11 protein-coding genes are annotated in these 17,593 nt (G+C 50.1%); 2 read left to right on the top strand and 9 right to left on the bottom strand.

From position 1 onward, the window contains the following. Positions 1 to 71: 71 nt before the first annotated feature. Positions 72 to 1,241 (bottom strand): MFS transporter, encoded by a 1,170-nt coding sequence (locus B9A32_RS09060; protein ID WP_084068561.1) that lies wholly within the window; start codon positions 1,239 to 1,241, stop codon positions 72 to 74. Between the two features lie 366 nt (positions 1,242 to 1,607). Here B9A32_RS09060 and B9A32_RS09055 point away from each other — a divergent pair, with 366 nt between their 5' ends. Next, entirely contained in the window at positions 1,608 to 2,771 is a 1,164-nt protein-coding gene (locus tag B9A32_RS09055; protein ID WP_084068559.1) for a MalY/PatB family protein, read from the top strand. Between the two features lies 1 nt (position 2,772). After that, entirely contained in the window at positions 2,773 to 6,759 is a 3,987-nt protein-coding gene (recC, locus tag B9A32_RS09050) for an exodeoxyribonuclease V subunit gamma (RefSeq protein WP_084068557.1), read from the top strand. Between the two features lie 241 nt (positions 6,760 to 7,000). On the opposite strand, the gene B9A32_RS09045 is transcribed toward recC, so the two are convergent. The 8 genes from B9A32_RS09045 to glyQ all read right to left on the bottom strand — a co-directional run bounded on the left by B9A32_RS09045 (position 7,001) and on the right by glyQ (position 17,588). After that, a complete protein-coding gene (locus B9A32_RS09045; protein ID WP_212637872.1) occupies positions 7,001 to 8,593 on the bottom strand; it encodes an FAD-binding protein in 1,593 nt (530 codons plus the stop codon). 42 nt (positions 8,594 to 8,635) lie between these two features. Next, positions 8,636 to 9,409, bottom strand: coding sequence for an electron transfer flavoprotein subunit beta/FixA family protein (locus B9A32_RS09040; protein ID WP_170923771.1), 774 nt, complete (start codon positions 9,407 to 9,409; stop codon positions 8,636 to 8,638). 175 nt (positions 9,410 to 9,584) lie between these two features. Beyond that, positions 9,585 to 10,724, bottom strand: a complete 1,140-nt coding sequence (locus B9A32_RS09035; RefSeq protein ID WP_084068550.1) for an acyl-CoA dehydrogenase family protein — start codon at positions 10,722 to 10,724, stop codon at positions 9,585 to 9,587. Positions 10,725 to 11,014: 290 nt separating this feature from the next. After that, positions 11,015 to 13,048: an NAD-dependent DNA ligase LigA gene (ligA, locus tag B9A32_RS09030; RefSeq protein ID WP_084068548.1), complete on the bottom strand. Its 2,034-nt coding sequence runs from the start codon at positions 13,046 to 13,048 to the stop codon at positions 11,015 to 11,017. Positions 13,049 to 13,372: 324 nt separating this feature from the next. After that, positions 13,373 to 14,269 carry a nucleoside phosphorylase gene (locus B9A32_RS09025; RefSeq protein WP_139795770.1) on the bottom strand — a complete coding sequence of 299 codons (897 nt, stop codon included), beginning with the start codon at positions 14,267 to 14,269 and terminating at the stop codon, positions 13,373 to 13,375. Further along, positions 14,253 to 14,510 carry a hypothetical protein gene (locus B9A32_RS09020; RefSeq protein ID WP_084068543.1) on the bottom strand — a complete coding sequence of 86 codons (258 nt, stop codon included), beginning with the start codon at positions 14,508 to 14,510 and terminating at the stop codon, positions 14,253 to 14,255. The genes B9A32_RS09025 and B9A32_RS09020 overlap by 17 nt, the downstream gene beginning before the upstream one ends. A 118-nt stretch (positions 14,511 to 14,628) precedes the next feature. Further along, a complete protein-coding gene (gene glyS / locus B9A32_RS09015; RefSeq protein WP_084068541.1) occupies positions 14,629 to 16,704 on the bottom strand; it encodes a glycine--tRNA ligase subunit beta in 2,076 nt (691 codons plus the stop codon). Positions 16,705 to 16,706: 2 nt separating this feature from the next. Continuing rightward, positions 16,707 to 17,588 carry a glycine--tRNA ligase subunit alpha gene (gene glyQ, locus B9A32_RS09010; protein ID WP_084068539.1) on the bottom strand — a complete coding sequence of 294 codons (882 nt, stop codon included), beginning with the start codon at positions 17,586 to 17,588 and terminating at the stop codon, positions 16,707 to 16,709. Positions 17,589 to 17,593: the final 5 nt, after the last annotated feature.

The raw sequence follows: 17,593 nt of genomic DNA, 5'->3' as shown, positions 1-17,593 counted from the left end.
GGCCCGGATACAAAATATTATGTTCGGGCCTGACCGTTTCAATCAATCTTGTTTTCCGAACTCATTTGGCTTTATGAATTGTTTCTGTTTTCAGGTCGATTAATACTCAGTTGCCCGGTAATTTGCTGCACCAATAAAAGAGAGACAAGACTCAGAGCTGCCCCTGCCAGAAAGGGAATTCGATAATCCACCAGCCATAAAAGTCCTCCGATTACGGGCAATACCACGGCGGCAATGTGATTAATGGTGAATCCCACGGCCATGCTGGGGGCAATATCTTCCGGGGAAGCAATTTTTTGGAAAAATGTTCTAATGGCAATGGCAAAGTTAAAAAAGATATGATCTGCAATGTAAAGCAGGCCCACCATGATTTTAGAATCCACCACAGCATAGGCAACAAAAATAAAAATCAGGCTGAAGTATTCCAGTGAAAGCACCTTTCTTTCTCCGTACTTTACAATGCATTTTCCAATGAACGGGCTCAAGAAATAATTGATGATATTATTGAGCATGAATAATATGACAATTTCCCGGATGGAAAATCCAAATTTTTTCACCAGAAGAAATACGGCAAAGGAAATGAAAATCTGGCGTCTGGCCCCGGCCATAAACGTCAGGATATAAAAAAGCCAATATCGTTTTTTTACAATCATATCCTTTCGCTGGGGGGGCAGGAATTTATCCGTGGGATTCCGGGTGAGGGTATAAAGGCCAATGGCAAGCATTCCGCCACCGGCCAGAAGGTAAAGCCCGGTGTAGGAAACATATGGCGCTGCCAGGAAAATCAGTACTCCTGCCACAATGTTACTTAGAGCGGCAAGGCTTCGAAGTTTACCAAACACAATGGGGGCGGTGTGGGTATCAAAATACTGTAGTGTCAACGATTGATTGGTGGTTTCAAAATAGTGAAAGCCAAAGCTCATTAGAAGGGTGGTGAACATTAATCCGTAAAAGGTGGGAAACAGACCCGTGGCCCCCACTCCCAGGCCCATGATAATTACAGAAAGGGCAGACAGGCGGTGTTCCTTGATGATTAAAAGAAGATATACCACCAATAGGGATAGAAATCCTGGAAATTCCCGCACCGATTGAAGGGCTCCCACATGTCCTCCATCCAGATGAATAATATTCACGGCAAAATTGTCAAAAAGGCTGCGCCATACATGAAGGCCCGCTGTGGAGGCAATGACCAGGAGCATTAAATAAATATACATGGGATTTTTAAGCAGTGGGTTTTTCATGGAAACCTCATTTGGATTGTTTATTCATCCTGTTGTACAGGGGGGTGTTTATCGTCTTTTGTAACGGTTTTTCCGAGCATTCTCAGCCAGACCACGGGGGCAGTGGGAAGCGACCCATTGGGCCATCTATGGTCCCGGGCCGATCTCCATTTTCCGTCGAGGGCGGCATCATACCATTTCACTATTCGTTGTGGACCCATCCGTATCAAAATTCAGATCAAAATACGGTCAGCCCGTGGCAGTTATTCCATTGCGGAAAAGATGCTGAATGTGCTACATCCCTGGAGAAAATCGTTGGTGATGTGAAAATAGTTTAAATCTCAAATTCCCAATGAATATGCAAGAAAAAACAAAGGAGCCGTTTGAATGTTTGATTTTGACAAGGTAATAGACCGCAGGGGAACCGGCGGTGAAAAATGGGATAAATACCAGGGGCAAGATGTCATTCCCATGTGGGTGGCGGACATGGATTTCCAAGTACCTCCAGCGGTGACAAAGGCTCTTCAAGAACGGGTGCATCATGGTATTTACGGGTATCCCGGACGGGATTATGCCCTGGAAGCCGTGGTGGTTAAGCGCTTGAAACGCTGTTTTGGGTGGGAGATCAATCCAGATTGGATTGTATGGCTGCCGGGCCTTGTCAGCGGTATCAATGCCATGTGTCATGCATTCAGTGACCCGGGTGATGATATCATGACCACCATTCCTGTGTATCCTCCGTTTCTGGCAGCACCGGGCAATGCCGGTAAAAACTGCATTAAGGTTCCCATGGTGTTGGAAAATGACAGATATGTGCTTGATTTTAAGGGTATAAAGGAGGCCATCACCCATAAAACCAGGATTTTCATTTTATGCAGTCCCTACAATCCCTGTGGAACGATTTTCACAAAAGAGGAGCTGGGACGTCTTGTGAGCATTTGCCATGCCCATAATATATTGCTGCTTTCCGATGAAATCCATGCCGATTTTATCCTGGATGATGATGCCGCCCATTGTCCCACATGGATGTGTGATCCCAAGGCTCCTGATAACACCATTACCCTCATGGCCCCGAGCAAGACCTTTAACATTCCGGGGTTGAGCTGTTCCTTTGGTGTGATTTCCAATGGTGCCCTGCGGCAAAAATTTCAGACATTCAGCCGGGGACTTTTACCCCATGTGAACTGCATGGGGCTTCTGGCTGCCCGGGCTGCATTTGAATCGGGGGACCAATGGCTGGCGGCCTTGATTCAATATTTGAAAACAAACCGGGATTATGTGTACCAACGCATAAACAACATGCCGGGATTATCCATGAAAGCCGTTTCTTCCACCTATCTTGCCTGGATTGATGCAAAAAACCTTAAGGTTGAAAACCCGGCCCGCTATTTTGAATCCATGGGTGTTGGTCTCAATGATGGTGCCACCTTTGGTGCAAAAGGGTATGTGCGGCTCAATTTTGGATGCCCCATGGCCACCCTTAAACAGGGACTGGATCGCATGGAAAAAGCCGTTGATATGCTCTTTCATTCTTCTGTAAAAGATAGTTGATATGACACAGCCACTTGAACCGGGTCTTTCCATCATCCATGGCAATCATATGGAGGATCTGCGTGATGTGCTTGTGGAGTGGGTGGGTCGATATCCTGTGGCCCCCCTGGAAAAGGAGTGCTTCATTGTCCAGAGCAACGGCATGGCCCAGTGGCTCAAGCTTTCCCTGGCATCGGATGATGGCTGCGGCATTGGTGCAGGTCTTGAGTTTTTACTCCCCGGTCGATTCATGTGGCAGGCCTACCGAGCCGTGCTGGGAGATGTGCCTCCGGCTTCTCCCTTTGACCGGGAACGATTGATCTGGCGGCTCATGCGTTTGTTAACCCAGCTGGGGGATGATCCTGTTTTTTCGGTGCTCACACGGTTTTTTTCCGATGATGAAGATTCCCGGAAACGATACCAGCTGGCGGTACACCTGGCAGCGCTTTTTGATCAATATCAGGTGTACCGGGCTGACTGGCTCACCGCCTGGCAGGATGGCCGGGATGGACTTATCACCGGCACAGGTGCATGGGTGGATTTACCCCGGGAACAGGCCTGGCAGGCGGCGTTGTGGCGGCGGGTTCATGAAGATATTGTCCCGGAATTGAGGGGAACCGGCCGGGCCGGTCTCCATGGCCGGTTTTTAGACGCCGCTGGACATTCCCAAAGGCCTTTTACCGGGTTGCCCCGGCGGGTGATTGTGTTTGGTATCTGTTCCCTGCCAGCCCAGATATTGGAAGCTTTGGATGTATTGTCGGCCCATTGCCAGATACTTTTATTTGTCCACAACCCCTGCCGCCACTACTGGTCAGATATCGTTGAAGACCGGGAGCTTTTTAAAATTGAACAGGTCCGCCACGGCAACACCATACCCGGGGATTTGGACCCCGATGCGCTGCACCAGCATGTGAACCCCTTACTTGCCACCTGGGGAAAGCAGGGCAGGGACTATATAGGGCTGCTGTACCGGTATGATCAGCCGGAAACCTACCAGGATCGGTTCTCCCAGATTGATCTGTTTCGAGATATTATCTCCCCCGGTGATCAGGATCATGGGTATCATTTTAATGGGGAGCGTCTGGACAATCAAAAAAAATTGGAAAACGGCCTCTCCCATGCCCGGGCAACCCTGCTCATGCAGGTACAGCAGAATGTCCTGGATCTCATTGCCCTGCCTGCCTGTCCCGATGACAGGCAGCTTCTTTTGTCCGGGGATCGCTCCATTCAATTTCACCTGGCCCATAGCCGCCAGCGTGAGGTGGAGATTCTCCAGGATCAGCTTTTGAATTTTTTTGAAGAAATGCCGGATCTTTGTCCCAGGGATGTCATTGTCATGACCCCGGATATTGATACCTATGCCTGCCACATTCAGGCGGTGTTTGGTAATATAGCCATTACAGATGAGCGATTCATCCCCTTTTCCATTGCCGACGGTCCGGACAATGCCTTCCGTCCATTGTTAAACGCCCTGGAAACATTGTTGAACTTGCCCCGGATTCGCATGACAACGGCAGATATCATGGCCCTGATGGAGGTGCCCGCCCTGGGACGTCGCTTTGGTATCAAACCCCTGGATTTACCCTTATTAAAACTGTGGATGGAGGGGGCCGGTATTTGCTGGGGGCTTAACAGTGAGCATCGAAAGGCCTTTGATCTGCCACCGGATCTGGCGCATAACACCTGGGATTTTGGCCTTCGTCGGATGATGCTTGGCTATGCCGTGGGAAATGGATTTGCCTGGAACGGCATTGAGCCCTATGATGAGATTGGCGGACTCAGTGCAGCCCTGGCCGGGGGGCTGACAGATCTCATGAACGCCTTGGAAAATCTGTGGCAAACCATTATTATTCCCGCATCTCCAGAAATCTGGTGCCAGCGCATCCGTAAAATGCTCATCGATTTTTTTATGCCCGGAGACAGTGGTGAGCATCTGTTTTTATCCCATGTAAACGATGTCTTGGTGGCTTGGGAAACGGCCTGCGATACCGGTGATTTCTATTTAGATCTGGAACTTCCCGTGGTGCGGGACCATGTCATGTCGGCCATGACCGAATCCAGTACCTCCCAGCGTTTTCTGGCCGGAAAGGTCAATTTTTGCACCATGATGCCCATGCGGGCCATTCCCTTTAAGGTGGTATGCCTTTTGGGCATGAACGACGGAGAATACCCCCGCAGCCGGGTGGCCCTGGATTTTGATCTCATGGCCCAGAAAGGGCTTTACCGGCCCGGGGATCGTTCCCGACGGGAGGATGATCGCTACCTTTTTCTGGAGGCTCTGCTGTCGGCCCGCAATTGCTTTTATATCAGCTACATCGGCCATGATGTGGTTGATAACAGTCTAAAAGCTCCGTCTGTGCTGGTGGCCCAGCTTCGGGATTATGTGTCTGCAGGGTGGCGGTTGAATTTAGAGGAATGTACCTGCCGTACCTTGGGTGACATAAATAGTGGTTCACAGGACGTCCATGTCCCGGCAGACCATGGCAGGGAATTCAATGACATGGATATTAATATCACAAATGATCATGGCATGGATAATGATCGCCCGGGCATTCAGGTCACAGATGCGGATGATGGCTCACACCATGGGCCGGATGTGATAGAGATCCTCACCGTGACGCATCCGTTACAGCCCTTTAGCAAACACTATTTTGCCAATAAAGACAACAACGCGCTTTTTACCTATGCCCGGGAATGGCGGGAAATTTTTGAAAAACAGGAACAATCAATCCACAGGGGAACCGGTTTGTTTGACCTTTCTTCCATTGATCCTACTTCCATTGCCTGGGATGAAACGTTGTCCGGGGATCAAGCCCCCCTTTTACCCCTTCCGGTGCCCCGGGATAACCTGGATTTAAGGCCTTTGATTCAGTTCATGAAAAGTCCTCTGAACTTTTTCTTCCACCAGCGTCTTTCCATTTATTTTGATGCCATGGATGAAGCCCGCACCGGGGATGAGCCCTTTGTTCTGGAGGGAATCACTCCCTATATCCTTAAACAGCAATTGCTGGATGCCGGGCTTGCAGCTTTTCCGGAAGGGACCGGGCAGGACGTCAAGGCTATCACCACGGCGGCCCAGCGCCTTTTGAATACAGGGGAGCTGCCCATGAAGGGGTTTGGTCAGATTGCCGTGACGTCCCTTACAGAACCTGTGGAAGAGATGGTGGCCCACAACAACCGCCTTTGTGAAACCTGGCCCCATGAAATTTCCGGTCAAGATTTATCCTTTCATATAAACAAGGGTCCCCTTAAAGGTAAAATTCTTGAAGGATTTTTAGATGGGCTTCACAGTGCAGATCCACAAGATGCATTAAATACTCAAGACTCCCTGGTTTCCCGGGGGGATCACGGTTTCTCCGATGCTTCATCAGAGTCTGCTGAAAAAAAAATGGCAGATTTCCCCCCGGTCAAGCCATCCTCTGCCGTGAAATCCTTTGCAAGGTGGGAATTTTATTCCCATAACATCATGGATGCCAAGGGGAAACCAAGCCGTTTAACGCCCTTTACAGAAATTTGGGTAAAGCATGTGCTGGCCTGTGCCGTGGGCCTGCCTTTAACAAGCTGTCTTGTGGCACCGGATGGCATTGTAAACCTGAAGCCTTTGGAAAAGAACAGTGCCTGTGCCCTGGTGTATGACATGGTTGACCTGTGGTGGCAGGGGCTTTGCATTCCATTGCCCATTACCCCCCGCACGGCCATGGCCTGGCTTTTAAAAGCGCCGGAGTCCGGGGGGCAGGGAAATTTCCATGATGACCAGAATTCATTGGCTGGGGATACCGGTGGGAAAAATACATCACAAGCTGCCACGGCTAAAAACGATGTCTGTAAGGTGTACCAGGGCGATGGATTTCGTTCCGGAGAAATAGGGTATACCCCCTGTGCTTTAAGGGCCTATCCTGATTTTGATTCCCTGTGGCAGGCCCATAACAATGCCTTTCCCAGCCTGGTCTGGCGCCTTTATGGTCCTCTTTTCCATGCCCTTTTCAGAGATGAATCAAAGAAGAGGTAACACAATTTTTTTGGTTCAGCTTATTTTGTAATGGCCCTGTTAAATAGATATTTTTTTTCCCTTGGATTATTCCTGGCTGAAAATTGGTCTGCCGAATCGCATTTGTACGCGATCCGTATGTCAGGTGGTTTTGAAGGGCTCCTCAATGATGGGGAACCCTATAAGGAAATTGGCAGGTGAGCCACAGGCGGGTTTCATTTTGATTTTGGTTCGTGGCCCGTGGTATTTTCTTAACTTTTTTTTAGGGTGTATAGAGGGTTACCAGACACCGGGTCTTCTCATCACTGAGGCTTTTCAGTTGATGGGGTGTCTGGGAATTATACTTCATGTACTCCCCTTTCATCAGGGTATAAAGTTTACCGTCCAGGGTCAATCCCAACTGTCCGTCCATGACATAGACAAACTCCTCTCCTTCATGGCGATAGTCAACGGGTTTGTGCTTTTGTCGGGACTCAATGGTGATCATGAACACCCGCAGATGTTCATTTTCTGCCCCCGGGGTGAGGCTCTGGTAATGGTAGTTGGCTGTTCTACGGGTGTAGGCCTGGGCCCTTTCTCCGGCAAGTTTTGATTGCTCTTCAGCATTTAAAAAAGTACCGGCATCAATGTCAAACACCTCGGCCAGGGTGATCAAAAGGCCCACTGAAGCCGTGGTTTGATTGTTTTCCAGCTCTTTAATAAATTCCGGGGTGCGTCCCACGGATTGTGCCAATACCTCCCGGGTTAAACCGTGGGCTCTTCTGATTCGGATGAGCCTTGAACCAAAATCATCCCCCCGGGCAGACGGGCCGTCAGTGTCCAGGGCATCGGCCAGGGATCTCAGGGAGATTTGTTTGATTTTTTCCGTGAACACCGGCAAAAAAAGATTTACATCCCCAACAATACCCATGTCAGCGAACTGAAAAATAGGGGCATTGGGATCTTTGTTCACAGCCACCACGGTTTTTGCACCGGTGATGCCTGCGGTGTATTGCACGGCACCGGAGGTGCCAAGGGAGATCAACAATTCTGGCGAAACGGTTTTACCGGTTTGGCCGATGAGGCGTTCTTCATCAATCCAATGCCACAACACCGGCGGTCGGGTGGCTCCGGTTTCAGCCCCCAGGGCCGCAGAAAGTTTTCGAAGGGTGGTGAAGTTCTCTATGTTGCCGAGCCCGGCACCCCCCACAACGATTTTCCTTGCAGTTTCCAGGTTTTTTTCGCTTCTTGACTCTTTGTCGCAGGAAAGAAAAGAGATCTCATCGCACGGGGCAAGGGAGGTGACGGTGAGAGTCTCCAACTCCCCCTGGGCCGAGGTTGTCTCCTTTCTGACAAAAGCATTGGGTTGTACAGTGATAAATCCTGTGATGGTGGCATCGGAAAATCCCAGCTGGGCCATAACCTCCCCACCATGGGAGGGACACACGGCAATGATTTCTCCGGCATCATATTTAAAATCCATGCAGTCTGCAATCATGCCCCCATGGCAAAGGGTTGCCACCCGGGAACAAATCTCCCGGGGGATCACATGTAAAGGAAACAGGCATACGCAAGGGTTTTGCTGCTGCACCACCCCGGCAATGATCCGGGCTTCCTGTTCCGGCAGAAGATATCCCCCGGCAGAAGGTTTAAGGGTTAACACCCTGTCCACCCCATGTTTCACTGCCTGGTCTGCGGCGTTTTGTTCTTCCACAGCATCTGGATTATGTTTATTGTCCCGGCTGATTATCATAAAAACGGTTTTTCCGCCGGTGAGGCTTGCCAGTTTTTGGGCCCCTGCCAGTACATTAAGGCTGTTATTGAACAGTGCAGAGGATCTCACATCGCCATATACCCAGATCTCTTTTTCAGCCATATCCGGGTTGTTTGTTTGTGTATTGATATTATTTGTCATTTTTTAGTCCACCAATCCTGCCTGTGACAGGGTCTGGGCCAGGGTTTCTGCAGCCTGGGCCACATCTCCGGTAATGAACCGGCACTGTTTTTTGGATTTGTGGGGATTTAACGCCACAATTTTTGTGGGAGACCCCGGAAGTCCGATTTCATGGGGCTCAAGACCGAGATCACTGTGATCCCAGCGCTGGATGGATTTACCGTCAAAGGTGTTTTCAATTTCATAAAGACCGGTGTAACCATATTCGGTGCCGTCATGGACCACCCCCATGGCTCCGGGGCCGGTGATCTGAAACCGCTCCACAAATCCATCGGCCCGTCTTTCCACCGTGGCTTTATCCATGCCGAGATCCACCATTTCATGTACATTGGATATGTACGGTATGGAAAGCATCTGGGAAGTCTGTGGGCCCACATGTCCGGTGTCACTGTCCGAAGATCTGGTTCCAAAGAAAAGCAGATCAAAGGGGGCTAATTTTTTTATGGCTGCACTTAATACCTTTGCCGTGGCATAGGTGTCTGATTCTCTGAACAGGGGATCTGATAACAACACAGCCTTTTGGGGTCCCATGGACATGGCTTCATAAAGGGCAGAACACGCCGATTCAGGGCCCATGGAGACCAGGGTCACGGTGCCGTCATATTTTTTTGTTAATTCCATGGCCATTTCAATGGCCGGACGGTCAAATAAATTCAGGGTGAAATTTTTATCGGTGTTTTTTGCACCCCAGGTCCCTTCCGCCACTGCTTTTATACATACAATTATATTCAGTCCCATATCTTTTCCATATTTATTCTTTTGTACATGGAGTAAAATTTCTTCCGGTTCTAACATTGAAAATGGCCTCAGAGGCAAGCCGATCCAAAGTAGAATAAATAGAACAAAATGGTGTCCAAGTACTTATCATCTTAAAACCGCCTTAACCACAAAAAACTATGCATTCATCACCCCATCAATCAAGGATATTGCGGGCAATCACCATGCGGTGAACTTCACTGGTTCCTTCATAAATTCTTGTGATCCGGGCATCCCGATAGTATCGCTCCACCCCATATGCCTTGGAATATCCGTATCCGCCATGGATCTGTACAGCCATGTCCGCCACCCGGCTTGCGGTTTCACTGGCCATGAGTTTGGCCATGGCCGCTTCCTTGGAAAACGGTTTTTTTTGATCTTTTAGCAGGGCTGCCCGATACACCATGAGCCGGGCCGATTCCACCTGGGTGGCCATGTCGGCAATCATATTCTGTATGGACTGGTGTCTGGCAATGGGTACTTTGAATTGAATGCGTTCCTTTGCATATTTGATGCCATCCAAAAGGGCAGCCTGGGCAATGCCCACTGCCTGGGATGCAATGCCGATACGCCCGGTATCAAGGGCCGCCAGACCGATTTTTAAGCCCATGCCTTCTTTGGCAAGGAGATTCTCAGCAGGAATTTTGCAGTCGCTGAGCCGGATGGAGCAAACAGGGTTGGCCCGCATGCCCGACAAATTTTCCTTTTCTCCCACCACAAAGCCCGGGGTTCCCTTTTCTGCCACAATGACACTGATTCCCCGGGGACCGGCAGCGGGATCGGTGCGCACAAACATTACGCAGATATCAGCCACGCCGCCATTGGTGACAAACACCTTATTGGCATTGACAATATAATGATCCCCGTCTTTAATGGCTGTGGCTTCAATGGCCGAGGCATCGGAACCGGCATTGGGTTCTGTGAGACAAAATGCCCCGATTTTTTTTCCCTTGGCCAGGTCCGGTACAAATTTATCGTGTTGAAGGGCATTGCCAAATGCAAGGATGGGATAAAGGGCCACGCTGTTGTGCACCGAGGCGCATAAGCCAATGGCTGCCGCGGCCCGGGAGATCTCCTCAATGATGATAATATAGCTCACTGCATCCATGCCAGCCCCCCCCAGTTCCCGGGGGGCCTGGATGCCGAGATACCCAAGTTTTCCCATTTTTTCAATGACTTCCCAGGGAAAGCGCCGATCTTCATCTATTTCCCTTGAAATGGGCATGATCTCCCGCTGGGCAAAGGCCCTGACAGAACTTCTCACAATGCGATGTTTTTCTGTTAAGAATGTATCCATATAATTACATAAAACTCCGACAATTAATTGAACAGGATTGATTTAATATGAACAGGGGAACTCCAACTGTCCTCAGCAGAGCCCCCAAAGGGTCAATGGGAATCGGCCAATTGGCCCGTTTATGGTCCCGATCCGGTCTCCATTGCCCCGGGAGGCGGCATAATACCATTTTCAATAGCCGTTGTGTCCGGCAGGAGATGCCCGATATATGAAATACGTCTCAAGTCTGGAGCGTGTTTCAAGCATTATTGTGGGCAGGACCGAATCAAAATAAGATCTGTCTGTGGCAGTTATATCTTGAGCATTTCCTTGAACTGCACCTCATCTAAAATAGTAATACCCAGGGCCTTGGCCCTGGTAAGCTTACTTCCTGCCGATGCTCCTGCCACAAGGAAATCGGTCTTGGTGCTGATGCTGGAGGTCACCTTGGCTCCCAATGATTGCAGCTTTTTTTTTGCATCACTCCGGGTCATCATTTCAAGATTGCCGGTGAGCACAACGGTTTTGCCAAGGAATGGACCCGGATCTTCAAGGGTTGCTCCCGGCTGTGGTGCCTTCATGGAAAAATCTGAAATGCGTACCCCGTTGGCCAGCAGGCGTTCAATGACCTGACGGTTATCAGGATTGGCAAAAAAATCGTGCACTGCGGCAGCGGTTTTGGGTCCCACGCCGTCAATGGCTTCCAGGGCCTGTTTTGATGCAGCCGTAATGCCCTCCAGGGTTTGAAACTGTCTGGCCAGGACAAGGGCGGCATTTTCTCCGGTGTGATCAATGCCCAGGGCAAAAATAAACTTGGGAAGGGTAATTTTAGATGCCTTTTTCAGCGCCCTGACAATGTTATCTGCTGATTTGTCCCCCATGCGATCCATGGCAGACAGCTCAGCTTTTTGCAGGGTAAAAAGATCTGCAAAGGAAGAAATCACCTTTCTTTCCACCAGTTGTTCCACCAGTTTTTTACCCATGCCGTCCACATCAAAGGCGCCTTTGGAGACAAAATGTTTGATACGCTCTTTTACCTGGGCACTACAGGATACATTGATGCATTTAACGGCGGACTCCTCGGGCAGGCGCAACACAGGGCTTTGGCACACCGGACAGGTATCCGGCATGATAAAGGGCGTTTCATCTCCTATGCGACGGTCCGTTATCACCTTTACCACCTTGGGGATAACATCCCCGGCACGGATCACCACCACCTGGTCTCCCACCCTGACATCCTTGCGGCTGACTTCATCGGCATTGTGCAGTGTGGCCCGGGATACGGTGACCCCGGCAATGGATACAGGTTCAAGCAATGCCACAGGGGTAAGGGTGCCGGTGCGGCCCACCTGAACAATGATATCATTGACAACAGTGGCGGCTTCCTGGGCAGGGAATTTATAGGCAATGGCCCATCGGGGACTTCGGGTTTTAACCCCCAGTGTTTCCTGGGATTTAATGCTATCCACCTTCATCACCATGCCGTCAATTTCATAGGCAAGGGTATGGCGCATGGTTTCAAGTTCCCGGTAATATGCAAGCACCTGTTTGATGGAAAGATTTTGTTTTACAAGGGGATTCACCGGAAATCCCATGGATTGAAGGGTGGCAAGCATCCTTCCATGGGAGTCAAATTCAATGCCTTGGCAAAGGCCGGTGCCGTAGACGTAAATGGAAAGGGGCCGGGACGCGGTGATTCTGGAGTCCAGTTGTCGAAGGGAGCCTGCCGCAGCATTGCGGGGGTTGGCAAAAAGGGAAAGATCTTTTTCAAGTCGTCGACGGTTTAATGTCTTGAAATCATCTGAAGTGATAATCACTTCCCCTCTCACCTCCAGCAGGTCAGGCAGGGAAATCCCGGGCAGGGGTATCAGGCCCAGGGGGATGGTCCGGATGGTGCGGACATTATCGGTGATCACTTCTCCCACAACACCGTCCCCCCGGGTGGTGGCCCGGGTGAGGATGCCTTTCTCGTAGCGCAGTTCAACAGCCACTCCATCCATTTTGGGCTCCACCGTGTAGGACAGGGGAGTATCCTTTAACAGGCGAAGGACCCGTTTATGAAATTCCGTTATATCTTCATCTGAAAATGCATTATCCAGGCTCAACATGGGGATGGAGTGGGGGGCACTTTCAAAGGCCTCCAAAAGCGCTCCCCCCACCCGGCGGGTGGGGGAGTCCGGGGCAGAAAGTTCGGGAAATTTTTTTTCAATTTCCAGGAGACGGGCCATCATCCGATCATATTGGGCATCGGAAATTTCCGGATCATCCTTTGTATGGTAAAGAAAATTGTGGCGGTTCAATTCCCGCTGGAGGGTCAGGGCCTCCTGTTTTATCTCGTTATCCATGGATTCCTTAATCAATGAATCTTATTTTTTATATAACTGCCACGGGCAGACCGTATTCTGATCCGGTTCTGCCCACAACAAAGCTTGAAATACACCTTAGATTTTTGGAGTATTTCATATAAACGGGCATGTCCTCACGGACACAACGAATATAGGGTCGTAGACGCGGAGCCGCCGCCCCCCTCCCGATGGGCAATGGGCCCGGACCGGAACTGTAGACAGCTCAATTGTCCGGTTCCTATTGCCCATCGGGGGGGCAGCTCTGCTGAGGTTGCCCGGAAGTTTTATTTTCTAATAAAAAAATCCACCACGGGCAGACTAAAATCAGGATAAGGTCCGGCAGTGGCGGTTACAAAAATCAATGACGGCATTGGACACCTGTTTTCGGGCAGCACCGAACACCTTGGATTTAAAGGCCGGTTTCCATTGGGTTTTTGACAGCTCATCAGACACCACCAGCAGAGGAACCAGCTCCACCTTGCGGTGGGCGGCCACGGCAAAAAGGGCAGAGCATTCCATTTCCACTGCCAGCGCCCCCCTGGCCCTGAAAAAAGAGACCTTTTCCGCTGTTTCCCGGTAAATGGCATCTGTGGTCCAGATGGTTCCGGTTTTAAAGGGTATGTGGTTTTCATCAAGATATTCGGTTAATTTTTCAGTAAGACCGGTGGCATTGGACGGGGAAGCGGGGAGCGGTATCTCAGGGCAGCGTTCTGTGCATGCCATGTAGTTTTGGGAGGTCCCCTCGTGGGCAATGGCGGCATGGGGCATGAGAATGTCCCCGATTTGTATGTCCGATGAAATGGAACCGCACCAGCCAATAACAATGATCTGTTTTGCCCCCCGGGCAATGAGGGATTCCAGAAGCATCACCGCATAGGGAGCGCCTATGTAAGGGCCTGCAAATACGGCTGCCTGCTTATCCACGGCATTTGCTTTAATTTTATTTTTCAGTGTACCCTTTTCATTGATTTCCATGGAAGGGCTTTTTCCTGTATCGGGCGTTTCCTTGTGCTTTTCCTGCCCTGGATATGCCTTGGTATCGGCTGCCCGGATCGGGAACAGCTCACCCATGAAAAAAGATCTGGACCGTGGCCGGCCCAGATTTTTTTTGATATACCTGACATCCGGTTCTGTGCTGATCATCACCGCCAGAGGACCGATGTCAGGGGCACTCCTTGCTCCCAAAGGGGGAACCAGGGAGGGGCTATTCAGGTCCGACAAGGTCGGCAAGCTCATCCTTAACCTCATCAATTATATCATAGATCCACATCACATCTTCCATGGATAGACGACCTGCCTTGGAGGGTGCCCGGTCTGTACCGTCTTTTTTCTTTAAAACTCTGGGCCCGATTTGAAGTTTTGCTTCCCCTCCGGCGTATTGATGTATGGAGAGCATTAAACCGGTCTCTTCACACTTCCATTCCATTAATGTTTTATCTTTTTCAGGATCATAACCTGCCATATGTTAAACTCCTTTAAATATTTTTTTTATATGAAACTCCGTCCAATGATCTGGAATCATGAGGGTTTCATTATTCGTTGTGGGCAGACCGGATCACAGCAGATCTGCCCGGGATGATTTAAATCAGGGTAAAATCGGCAATGTTCTGGAACAGAGCCGCCACAGAGGAGAGCAGTCCCATGCGGTTTTGCTTTACAGCTTCATCATCCACCATGACCATGACCTCATCAAAAAAAGTGTCCACAAAGGGGCGCAGGGTGGCAATTTCCTTTAAGGCTTTTTCATAGTCTCCGTTGGCTGTGTATGATTTCACACTTTCTTTGACTTGCCTGCAGGCCGTATTAAGCGCTTTTTCCGAAGCATCTTCAAACAGGGCCTCATCCACGGGCACGGGGCCGTGAATATTGGCTTTTTTCAGGATATTCACCACCCGTTTAAAGGCAATGGAAAGGGGTTCAAAATCGGGCTCCCGGCGCATGGCATCCAGGGCTTTTATTCTCAAAAGAGTGTCTGGAACATTGTCAAAGGAGACGGCAAGGGCTGAATTCACAGATTCTCTGGAATAGCCTTGATCCGCAAGCATATTGCCCATTCTGCCCTTGATAAAGGCCAGAACCTGTTCTGTGACGGCGTTTTTCTTGTCTTCATCTGTGACATATAAAGAGACACCTTTTTCCACAAGTTCCCCGAGGGAAAAGGTAAATTGTGCTGCCAGCATGATCTGGACAATACCGATGCTCTGGCGGCGTAACGCATAGGGATCAGAGGCCCCTGTGGGTACCAGATCAATGGAAAAACAGCCGCAGATGGTATCTATTTTGTCTGCCAGGGCCAAAAGTTTTCCTGTTATGGATTCCGGCAGTTCTGCACCAGCATGCACCGGACGGTAATGTTGCTCAACGGCCCCTGAAACTTCGGCGTTTTCTCCGGCCCGTTCTGCATAGACCCGGCCGATAACCCCCTGGAGTTTTGTGAATTCAATGACCATCTGGCTCACCAGGTCTGCCTTGCAGATCTGGGCGGCCCGGATGACATCTGTTTTAAGGGTTTCATTGCCATCTGGATATGCAAGGGTTGTGAGATATGCCCCCAATGTCTCCAGGCGCTCTCGTTTCTCGTACATGGAGCCCAGGCTTGCCTGGAAAGTCACTTTTTTCAATTTATCCGCAAATTCATCCAAAGTGGATTCACAATCCACCTTGTAAAAGAATTTGGCATCGGCCAGGCGGGCCCGGATGACCTTTCCGTGGCCTGCTGCCACCACGTCCATATCCGTTGCCATGGTGTTGTTAACGGCAATGAAGCACGATTTCAAGGCACCTTTTTCATCGGTGAGGGCAAAATATTTCTGGTGCTCCCGCATGGCTGTGATCAATGCCTCGTCAGGTACCTCCAGAAAATCTCCGTCAAATCGTCCCAGCACAGGATAGGGGTATTCCACCAGGTTGGTGACAATGTCCACAAGTTCAGCATCTTCTAAAATGCAGCAGTCATGGGTCTTTGCCACCTTTTCAATCTCCTTTACCAGAAGGGCTTTTCGCTCTTCAATGTCAACAATAACTCCCCTGGATCGAAGTACCTCCCGGTAATCCTTTGGGGATGGCACTGTCACTTTGCCCGGATGCAGGAAAAAATGGCCAAACACCTCATTGGATGAGGTGATGTTACCCACGGTAAAGGGAATCACCGTTTCCCCCAAAAGGGCGGTCAAAGAGATGATGGGCCGGGCAAAGCTGATGGAAAGGCTGCCCCAGCGCATGCGCTTGGGAAAGGGGATGTGCAAAATAAGATCCGGAAGTACATCGGCCAGGATGTCAACGGCAGGCAGACATGCTTCTTCTTTAACGGCTGTGAGGTATTCTCCTTTGTCCGTCTGGGTGACGGTGACCTCGGAAAGGGCAACCCCGGCTTTTTCGGCAAATTTTTCTGCAGCAATGGTGGGTTTGCCGTCCTTGTCATATCCCACCCTGGCAGGCGGCCCCATGACTGTGGAGGTTTTTGCACTCTGGGTATCTGCCACATTGTCAACTATGACGGCAAGGCGCCGGGGGGTGCCGTAGATCCTTGCAGCCCCATGGTTGATCCGTGCTTTCACCATGGACGATAAAAGGCTTTCCCGGAATGCCGTAAGGGCGGGAACAATGTATCCGGCGGGGATCTCCTCCGCTCCGATTTCAATTAAAAGGTCACTCATGATTACACCTGTTTATCCTGTTTTAAAAGGGGATGTCCAAGGGCTTCTCTCTGGTCCACATAGGCCTTGGCACACTCCCTTGCAATGTTTCTGATTCTTCCAATGTATCCGGTCCGTTCGGTGACGCTGATCACCCCCCTTGCATCCAGAAGATTAAAGGTGTGTGAACACTTTAGACAGAATTCATAGGCGGGCAGCACCAATCCTTGTTTAACAATGCGAAGGGCTTCGGTCTCATATTTGGAAAAAAGATCAAACAAAACATCGGTGTCAGCCACCTCAAAGTTGTAGGTGGACTGTTCCACTTCCTGCTGGTGGTAAACATCTCCATAGGTGATGGTGTCGTTCCACATGAGATCATATACGCTGTCCACTCCCTGGAGATACATGCAAAGCCGTTCCAGACCATAGGTGAGTTCCACGGAAATGGGACTCAGTTCCAGGCTTCCTGCCACCTGAAAATAGGTAAACTGGGTCACCTCCATACCGTCCAGCCACACTTCCCAGCCAAGGCCCGAGGCCCCCAGAGTGGGGGATTCCCAGTCATCTTCCACAAAGCGGATATCATGTTCCAAAGGATCAATGCCAATGCATTTCAAGCTGTCAAGGTAGAGCTGCTGCACATCAGCGGGAGACGGTTTGAGCAGCACCTGAAATTGATAGTAGTGCTGGAGTCTGTTGGGATTCTCTCCATACCGACCGTCGGTGGGACGACGGGAAGGTTGAACATAGGCCACTTTCCATGGCTCCGGTCCCAGTGATTTCAAAGTGGTGGCGTGGTGAAAGGTGCCGGCCCCGACTTCCTGGTCATAGGGTTGAATGATGACACAGCCCTGATCTGCCCAGAACTTTTGCAGATTTAAAATTACTTCTTGAAAATTCATAGTGT

Origin of the sequence: Desulfocicer vacuolatum DSM 3385, assembly GCF_900176365.1 — a bacterium.
Lineage (GTDB): Bacteria > Desulfobacterota > Desulfobacteria > Desulfobacterales > Desulfobacteraceae > Desulfocicer > Desulfocicer vacuolatum.
The sequence above is the reverse complement of the archived record's forward strand: the minus strand, read 5'-3'. Positions and strand labels throughout refer to the sequence as shown.